The sequence below is a fragment of the Nocardia neocaledoniensis genome, assembly GCF_029868625.1.
In the GTDB taxonomy this organism is placed as follows: Bacteria; Actinomycetota; Actinomycetes; order Mycobacteriales; family Mycobacteriaceae; genus Nocardia; species Nocardia neocaledoniensis_A.
Map to the genome: position 1 here is coordinate 1 of NZ_JARWOJ010000071.1, position 8,103 is coordinate 8,103.

Genomic DNA, 8,103 nt, shown 5'->3' on the forward strand with positions numbered 1-8,103 from the left:
CCGAGCACGCGGGCGGTGTAGAGCTCGGAGATCCGCTGGGAATTTGAGAAGGCGCCGTAGCCGTCCAGCTCGAGGTGATGTCGGGGTTGGTGCGGGGGCCGGCGCCGTTCGCGCGCCCGGAGGGCCGGGGGGGCCGGCCAATTTGCCCCCCCCGGGGGGGGGGGGGGCCTCCATCCCCCCACCCCGGGCGGGTTAACTTTCCCCCGCCCGTAAAATGCCACCCCGCCCCCCCCGGGGGGGGGGGCCGATCCGGTCGAGATGACGACACCGCGGCAACGGGAGGCACGCACCCATCTGCACTGGTGCCGGTTGGCCGAGTTGACCGACGGCTACCGGGACCTGATCACCGATGTCACCGAGCACCGCAGGCGGCTGCCGGTGTGGTGAGGGCTCAGGCCTTGTCGGCCTTGTCGGCCTTGTCGCCGGGAGCGACGTCGACGTCGGCGAACACGGTCGGAGCCGGCTCGCTCGCCGGCTCGTCGAGGTCGACGGCCCGGCCGAACTCCGGTTCGACGTCGAGATGCTGTTCGGCGTCGCGGCGCGCGGCCGCGGCGGCCTCGTTCATCTCGATCGCGTCGGTGACGAACTCACCGATCTCCCTGGCGACCTCGGCGACGACCCCGGTGATCAGGGCCGCGATATTGCCGACATGCCTGGCACCGGAGGACGTCAATTCCTGGACGAGATCTTTGTTGCTTTCGAATTTCCCGATCATTTACACGCCCACTTCGGTCGCCTTCCGATTACGCACCACGATAACACCGGGCTTGGGCGCCCTCTTGACGAAGCGATCCGGCACGGAAAGCAGGAAGATCTTGGCCCAGACCGAGCCGATCTGCTTGGAGAAACGGCCCGTGTTGTAAGGCAGGCCGTACTTCTCGGCCAGCGCCTTCACCTCGGGCGCCATCTCCGGGTACCGGTTGGCCGGGATGTCGGGGAACAGGTGGTGCTCGATCTGGTGCGACAGGTTGCCCGACATGATGTGGAACAGCTTGGAGCCCTTGATGTTGGCCGAGCCGAGCATCTGCCGGACGTACCACTCACCGCGGGTCTCGACCTCGGTCTCCTCCTTGGTGAACGTCTGTACACCGGCCGGGAAGTGCCCGCAGAAGATGATCGAGAAGGTCCACAGGTTGCGGACGAGGTTGGCCGCGGCGTTGCCCGCCAGCGTGTGCAGGAACAGCGGGCCGGTGAGCGCCGGGAAGACGACATAGTCCTTGAGGACCTGCTTGCCCGCCTTCCTGGCCTGCCCCTTGAGCAGCGGCTTGAGCTCGGCCCAGGTGCGCTTGCCCTTGATGATGTTGTCGGCCTCGAGGTCGTGCACCATCACGCCCCACTCGAACAGCACCATCAGCAGGAAGGCGTAGATCGGGTTGCCCAGGTAGTAGGGGTTCCACTTCTGGCCCTCGTCGATGCGCAGGATGCCGTAGCCGATGTCGCGGTCCATGTCGTGGACGTTGGTGTAGGTGTGGTGCATGTAGTTGTGCGAGTGCTTCCACTGGTCGGCCGGGCAGACCGTGTCCCAGTCGAATTCGCGGGAGTTGATGCCGCGCTCACGCATCCAGTCGTACTGACCGTGCATGACGTTGTGGCCGATCTCCATGTTGTCGAGGATCTTCGACACCCCGAGCGCGGCCACGCCGGCCAGCCAGAACGGCGGCAGGAAGCCCAGGTACATCAGGCCGCGGCCGGCGATCTCGAAGCCGCGCTGGGTCTTGATGATCTTGTAGATGTAGTCGCGGTCGCGCTCGCCGAGATCGGCCTCGATGCGGGCGCGCAGGTCGTCGAGCGCCTGGCCGAGCTCCTCGACCTGGTCGGGGGTCAGGATGACCGGGCCGTCTTTGCCTTCGGTGAGAATCGTCATGGCTGTGTCTCCCCTTGGTTGTCTTCGGGCGTCTAGAGGGCGATGTCGACGTCGCCGACAGCGGTGTTCACGCAGATCTGGATCTGCTTGTCGGGATCGGCGTCGAGCTCGCCGGTGCGCAGGTTGCGGGTGCAGCCGGAGACCTTGGTCGCGGTGCAGGAGAAGCAGATCCCCATGCGGCAGCCGTACTCCGGGGTCAGACCCGCCGATTCGGCCTGCTCGAGCAGCGATGCTCCGGTGTTGTCGGCGGCGACGGCGCTGTCGGAGAAGGTGACGGTGCCGGTGGCCTCCGCCGGGTCGGTGGGCACCGTCGTGAGGGTGAACTCCTCGCTGTGCACCCGGTCCTCGAGACCCTCGGCCTCGAAGATCGTGCGCACGGCGCGCATCAGCGGCGGCGGCCCGCAGACGAACGTCTGCGCGTCGGCGAACCAGGGCGCCACCCGCTCGAGCTCGTCGTAGTCGAAGAACCCGCTGCCGGTGGAGGTCTCGCCGTCGACCACGGTGCCCGGCTCGACCGGGTACCGGTACTCCACGCGGACGTTGGGGCGGCGGTTGGTGATCGCGGCCAGCTCGGCACGATGCGGCACCAGCTCCGGCGAACGCGCGTAGTGCAGGAAGGTGACCTCGCCGTCATAGCCCTCGGCGTCGAGGGTACGCAACATCGACAGCACCGGGGTGATGCCGCTGCCGCCACTGATCAGCAGCACCCGGTCGGGGCGCCGCTCGGGTAGCGCGAACACGCCGGCGGCCGGCGCCAGGTCGACGACCATGCCGGGCTTCGCGTGCTCGTGCAGGTAGTTCGAGACCAGACCGCCGGGGTGACGGCGGACGGTCAGCTGGATGAAGCGGTCGCCGCGACTCTCCGGGTCGATCGGCGAGTAGCAGCGGGTGTGGCGCACACCGTTGATCGAGACGCCGATCTGCACGTACTGGCCCGCGGCATGGCCGCGCCACTGCCGGGAAGCCCGCAGGGTGAGGGTCACCGAGTCCGGCACCGCGTGCGAGACGTGGGTGACCTCGGCGCGCAGTTCCCTGGCCGTGCGCGCCGGGCTGACGAGCTCCAGATACCGGTCCAACGGGTGCGGCGTCGTCAACGTCTGCACCAGATCGATCAGGCCAACCATGCGTCTTGCCCCTCTGCGGAAGTCCTTCGGCATGCCATTCACATTTCAGTGCACGCCTGTACACTCACTAGTGTGCCGGATGGCCCCGGCCCACTGTCAACCGGCAAAGATGTGAGCCGGGCAACATCTCGAGGGAAGCGACTATGGTGCACGGATGTATGCTCACCGATGTGACTGAGCAGGCAGGAACCCGCAACGAGCGCAAAGCGCACACCAGGGCGGCCCTCCTCGACGGCACCCTGGCGCTGGCCGCCGACCGCGGATTCGCGGCGCTGAGCCTGCGCGAGATCGCCCGCTCGGCGGGGATCGTGCCGACCGCGTTCTATCGCCATTTCGCCTCACTCGACGATCTCGGCGCCACCCTGGTCGACGAGGGCGTGACGGCATTGCGGCTCGCATTGCGCGAGGTCAGGCGCAAACCCGATGCGCATCTGGCCGATACCGTGCGGTTCGTCTTCGAGCAGGTCGGCGCCAAGCGCGCGCTGTTCGGCTTCCTCATCCGCGAGCGCCACGGCGGCCCCGCCGCGCTGCGCCAGGAGATCGCGCGGGAGATGCAGCTGATCGTGCGCGAGATCGTGGCCGACCTGTCCCGGCTGCGCGCGCTGGACAACTGGAGCACCACCGAGCTCGAGATCGCAGCCGACCTACTGGTCACCACGGTCACCGACGGGATCGCGGCCTATGTCGCCGCGACACCGCGCGAGGAGGCGGCGGTGGTCGAACGCACCGTCATGCAGATGCGCCTGATCGCGCTCGGCATCGGCGGCTGGATTCCCAAAACCGCTGACTGAGGGATGTTTCCGCTGCTGTGGCCGCATGCGGTCCATGGTGTAACACACCGCACACCGAGCATAGAGCGAAACTCAGAGTACGGGCGTACACACAACACCGGTCGGTGACGCGTCGTGAAGTAGCACTATTTCGCGTCCCGCACGGCGGCGGGCGCGCGCACCGGCAGCAGCACGAGCAACCCCGCGGCCAGGACGACGAGCAGCCCGGCGATGCCGGCACGGTCGCTGTGGAAGATCGAGACGAACACCCCGAACAGCGCGGGCGCGAGGAACGACACCGCCCGCCCCGTGGTCGTGTACAGGCCGAACAGCTGACCTTCGCGCCCCGGCGGCGCCAGCCGCGTCAGGAACGAGCGCGCCGATGCCTGCGCCGGACCGACGAACACGGTGAGCGCGAGCCCGAAGATCCAGAACATCAGCGATCCCGAGACCACGAGCAGCACCAGCCCGCACCCCAGCATCCCGATCAGCGAGGCAACGATCACCCGCTTGGGTCCGAGCCGGTCGTCGAAGCGTCCCGCGGCGATGGCCGCCGCGCCGGCGACGACATTGGCGGCGATGCCGAACAGCAGCACGTCGGCGTCGGCGAAGCCGTACACCTGCACCGCCAGCACCGCGCCGAAGGTGAACACCCCGGCCAGCCCGTCCCGGAACACCGCGCTGGCGAGCAGGAACCAGACGGTGTGCCGGTCGCTGTCCCACAGCTCGCGCACGTCGCGCCACAGCACCCGGTAGGAACCGAGGAACCCGGCCCGCGCCGCGCCGGGATCGGCGGTGGTGCGCGGCAGTTCGGGCACGGCGAACAGCACCGGCAGCGCGAAGACCGTGAACCAGACCGCGGCCAGCACGATCGCCAGCCGCACATTGAGGCCCTGATCGGTCGGCATCCCCAGCACCCCGCGGGTGTCGCCGTCACCGGCGAGGAAGCCCACGTAGCAGATGAGCAGCAGCACGATGCCGCCGAAATAGCCCATCGCCCAGCCGAATCCGGAGACCCGGCCGACCGTCGCCGGGGTCGAGACCTGCCGCATCATGGCGTTGTAGGGCACCCCGGCCAGCTCGAACACCGCCGAGGCGAAGGCCAGCAGCGCCAGACCGAGCCAGAGGTCGTGGTAGTCGTCGTGGACGAAGAACATCAGCGACATCGCGCCGACGGTGAGCGCGGTGAGGGTCGCCAGCGCGCGCTTGCGTGAGCCGACCGCGTCGAAGTACTGCCCGCAGACCGGCGCCGTCAACGCCACGACCAGGCCCGCGGCGGCGAGGGCCCACCCCAGCCAGGCGCTGGCGGGGGTGTCGCCCGGCAGGTCGTCGCCGACCTTGTCGGTGAGATACACCGAGAACACGAAGGTGAGCGTGACGGCCTGGAAGGCCGACGATCCCCAGTCCCACAGTCCCCACGCCACTACCTGCCCGCGTCCGGCCGCCTCGCCGACGGTCGCGGACGCGTTCACCTCGGTCATGGCCGAAGCGTAATGCGCCCCGGCGCGCACGGCAGGACACATCGGCGTTTCGGCACGCCGCCGATCATATGAACCTGGTTGCATAGTACCGAGCGTTCCGGATACGCTCACCCCATGGCACTCGAACACGCTCTCCTGGTCTCGCTCAGCGAGCGCGCCGGGTCGGGATACGAGCTCGCGCGCCGATTCGACAAGTCGATCGGCTACTTCTGGAGTGCCACCCACCAGCAGATCTACCGGGTACTCAAGCGTATGGAGGATTCCGGCTGGGTGACCGTGGAATCGGTCGCGCAGCAGGGAAAACCCGACAAGAAGGTGTACTCGGTCGCGCCGGCCGGCCACGCCGAACTGGCCCGCTGGATCGCCGAACCCACCGAGTCGAGCCCGGCCAACTCCGAGCTGGGTGTGAAGGTGCGTGGCGCCGCGTACGGCGATATCGACGCCGTCTGCGCCGAGGTCGCCCGCCATCGCGAGCAGCACGCCCGCCGCCTCGACGAGTACCAGCTCAGCGAAAAGAAATTCTTCCCGGCGCCGGATCAGCTCTCCGGCACCGCTCTGCACCAGTACCTGGTGCTGCGCGCGGGTATCCGCGCGGAGTCCGGCTACGTCGAATGGTGCGACGAAGTACTGCAGGCCCTGCGACCGCGAAAAGGTGACCATCGCCCATGACCGCATACCCCCACCTGTTCGAACCACTCGACCTCGGCCACACCACCCTGCGTAATCGGGTGGTCATGGGTTCCATGCACACCGGTCTGGAGGACCGCGCCTGGGACACCAACAAGCTGGCCGCCTACTTCGCCGAGCGCGCTCGCGGCGGGGTCGGCCTGATCATCACCGGCGGCTACGCGCCCAACCGCACCGGGTGGCTGCTCCCGTTCGGCGGCAAGCTGACCACCAGGACCGAGGCCTACCGGCATCGCCGGATCACCAAGGCGGTGCACGCCGAGGGCGGCAAGATCGCCATCCAGATCCTGCACGCGGGCCGCTATTCCTACATGCCGACCAGCGTCTCGGCCTCGGCGATCAAGTCCGCCATCAACCCGTTCAAGCCGCGCGCGCTCTCGGCCAAGGGCATCGAGAACACGATCGACGACTACGCCCGCTGCGCGGAGCTGGCCAAGTTCGCCGGGTACGACGGCTGCGAGATCATGGGCGGTGAGGGCTATTTCATCAACCAGTTCCTCGCGCCGCGGGTGAACAAGCGCACCGACAAGTGGGGCGGCACGCCGGAGAACCGGCGCCGCCTGCCGGTGGAGATCGCCAAGCGCATCCGCGCCGCGGTCGGGCCCGATTTCATCATCGTGTTCCGGCTCTCGATGGCCGAGCTGGTGGAGAAGGGCCAGACCTTCGACGAGATCGTCGCGCTGGCACAGGAACTGGAGGCCGTCGGGGTCGACATCCTCAACACCGACATCGGCTGGCACGAGGCACGCGTGCCCACCATCGTCACCTCGGTGCCGCGCGCGGCGTTCGTCGAGTTCACCGCGAAGATCGCCCGCAAGGTGAACATCCCGGTGTGCGCCTCGAACCGCATCAACATGCCCGAGATCGCCGAGGAGATCCTCACCCGCGGTGACGCGGCGCTGATCTCGCTGGCCCGGCCGCTGCTGGCCGACCCGGAATGGGCCAACAAGGCCAAGGGTGACCGCGCCGACGAGATCAACACCTGCATCGCCTGCAACCAGGCCTGCCTAGACCACGCCTTCGGCAACAAGAAGGTGTCGTGCCTGGTCAACCCGCGCGCGGGCAGCGAGACGACGCTGCAGCTGCTGCCGACCCGGCGGGCCAAGCGCATCGCGGTGGTCGGCGCCGGGCCGGCCGGGCTGTCGGCGGCGGTGAGCCTGGCCGAGCGCGGTCATCACGTCGACCTGTTCGAGGCCGACGACAAGATCGGCGGCCAGTTCGACATCGCCCGGCGCATCCCCGGCAAGGAGGAATTCGACGAGTCGATCCGCTACTTCCGCCGCAAGATCGAACTCACCGGGGTCGCACTGCATCTGGCCAAGCGCGTCACCGCCGAGGAACTCCTCGCGGGCGGCTACGACTCGGTGGTGCTGGCGACCGGTGTGCGCCCGCGCATCCCGAACATCCCCGGCATCGACCACCCGATGGTGCTGTCCTATGCCGAGCTGGTGAAGGAGGACAAGCCGGTCGGCAAGAAGGTCGCGGTGATCGGCGCGGGCGGTATCGGCTACGACGTGAGCGAATTCCTCACCGTCGAAGGACATCCCACGCTCAAGCTCGACGAGTGGAAGGAGGAGTGGGGTGTCGACGCCGACGACGAGCAGGTCCGCGGCCAGCTCAAGCAGCCCAAGCCCTCCCCCGCCGCCCGCGACGTGGTGCTCCTGCAGCGCAAGTCGACCCCCTTCGGCAAGGACCTCGGCAAGACCTCCGGCTGGGTGCACCGCGCCGCGCTCAAGGCCAAGGGCGTCGAGCAGGTCGGCGGCGTGAACTACGAGCGCATCGACGATCAGGGCCTGCACATCAGCTTCGGCGAGAAGCACGAGAAGCCGCGGGTCATCGAGGTCGACAATGTGATCGTCTGCGCCGGACAGGAATCGGTGCGCGAGCTCGAGGAGCCGCTGCGCGCGGCCGGTGTCGACCTGCACCTCATCGGCGGCGCCGACCTGGCCGCCGAACTCGACGCCAAGCGCGCCATCGACCAGGGCACCCGCCTGGCGGCCCGCCTGTAGCCCCCCGACCCGGGGGGGCGGCCCGGCGGGCGTCGTTCCGGACCTTTTTGGTCCGGCTTTGGTTACCACGCCCGGCCCCGATCCGTTCGCGCGGGTGCCGACATAGCCCAAGGTCTGGGTTTATTGTTCTAGCAATTGTAGGCCGTAGTAGCGGGACACGGCCGGGAC

8 protein-coding genes are annotated in these 8,103 nt (G+C 68.4%); 4 read left to right on the forward strand and 4 right to left on the reverse strand.

All coding sequences use genetic code 11. The annotated features are described in order from the left end of the window. The first annotated feature begins 258 nt into the window (after positions 1-258). Complete coding sequence (locus QH270_RS04475) at positions 259-387, forward strand: hypothetical protein (RefSeq protein WP_280339034.1); 129 nt, start codon at positions 259-261, stop codon at positions 385-387. A 4-nt stretch (positions 388-391) separates the two neighbouring features. Here the strand turns inward: QH270_RS04475 and QH270_RS04480 are convergent, their stop codons facing one another. From QH270_RS04480 to QH270_RS04490, 3 genes are read right to left on the reverse strand one after another with little or no spacing between them, the layout of a single operon-like run. Beyond that, entirely contained in the window at positions 392-715 is a 324-nt protein-coding gene (locus QH270_RS04480; RefSeq protein WP_280339036.1) for a hypothetical protein, read from the reverse strand. After that, positions 716-1,864 (reverse strand): fatty acid desaturase family protein, encoded by a 1,149-nt coding sequence (locus QH270_RS04485; RefSeq protein ID WP_280339038.1) that lies wholly within the window; start codon positions 1,862-1,864, stop codon positions 716-718. 32 nt (positions 1,865-1,896) lie between these two features. After that, the gene (locus tag QH270_RS04490) at positions 1,897-2,988 is read right to left on the reverse strand and encodes a ferredoxin reductase (RefSeq protein ID WP_280339040.1); all 1,092 of its coding nucleotides are present in this window, start codon (positions 2,986-2,988) and stop codon (positions 1,897-1,899) included. 143 nt (positions 2,989-3,131) lie between these two features. Between QH270_RS04490 and QH270_RS04495 the strand changes: the two genes are divergently transcribed. Beyond that, complete coding sequence (locus tag QH270_RS04495) at positions 3,132-3,779, forward strand: TetR family transcriptional regulator (RefSeq protein ID WP_280339041.1); 648 nt, start codon at positions 3,132-3,134, stop codon at positions 3,777-3,779. 125 nt (positions 3,780-3,904) lie between these two features. Here the strand turns inward: QH270_RS04495 and QH270_RS04500 are convergent, their stop codons facing one another. Then, on the reverse strand, positions 3,905-5,239 hold the full coding sequence (locus tag QH270_RS04500) for an MFS transporter (protein WP_280339042.1): 1,335 nt from the start codon (positions 5,237-5,239) through the stop codon (positions 3,905-3,907). A gap of 114 nt (positions 5,240-5,353) precedes the next feature. Between QH270_RS04500 and QH270_RS04505 the strand changes: the two genes are divergently transcribed. Both QH270_RS04505 and QH270_RS04510 read left to right on the forward strand, forming a co-directional pair. Beyond that, positions 5,354-5,908 (forward strand): PadR family transcriptional regulator, encoded by a 555-nt coding sequence (locus tag QH270_RS04505; protein ID WP_280339043.1) that lies wholly within the window; start codon positions 5,354-5,356, stop codon positions 5,906-5,908. Beyond that, complete coding sequence (locus QH270_RS04510; protein WP_280339045.1) at positions 5,905-7,935, forward strand: NADPH-dependent 2,4-dienoyl-CoA reductase; 2,031 nt, start codon at positions 5,905-5,907, stop codon at positions 7,933-7,935. Before QH270_RS04505 ends, QH270_RS04510 begins: the two co-directional genes overlap by 4 nt. The last annotated feature ends 168 nt before the right edge of the window (positions 7,936-8,103 follow it).

Bases quoted from the DNA above. Each gene is read 5' to 3' on its own strand.
- QH270_RS04480 (WP_280339036.1), bottom strand. From the start codon at position 715: ATGATCGGGAAATTCGAAAGCAACAAAGATCTCGTCCAGGAATTGACG.
- QH270_RS04495 (WP_280339041.1), top strand. From the start codon at position 3,132: ATGGTGCACGGATGTATGCTCACCGATGTGACTGAGCAGGCAGGAACC.
- QH270_RS04485 (WP_280339038.1), bottom strand. From the start codon at position 1,864: ATGACGATTCTCACCGAAGGCAAAGACGGCCCGGTCATCCTGACCCCC.
- QH270_RS04500 (WP_280339042.1), bottom strand. From the start codon at position 5,239: ATGACCGAGGTGAACGCGTCCGCGACCGTCGGCGAGGCGGCCGGACGC.
- QH270_RS04505 (WP_280339043.1), top strand. From the start codon at position 5,354: ATGGCACTCGAACACGCTCTCCTGGTCTCGCTCAGCGAGCGCGCCGGG.
- QH270_RS04510 (WP_280339045.1), top strand. From the start codon at position 5,905: ATGACCGCATACCCCCACCTGTTCGAACCACTCGACCTCGGCCACACC.
- QH270_RS04475 (WP_280339034.1), top strand. From the start codon at position 259: ATGACGACACCGCGGCAACGGGAGGCACGCACCCATCTGCACTGGTGC.
- QH270_RS04490 (WP_280339040.1), bottom strand. From the start codon at position 2,988: ATGGTTGGCCTGATCGATCTGGTGCAGACGTTGACGACGCCGCACCCG.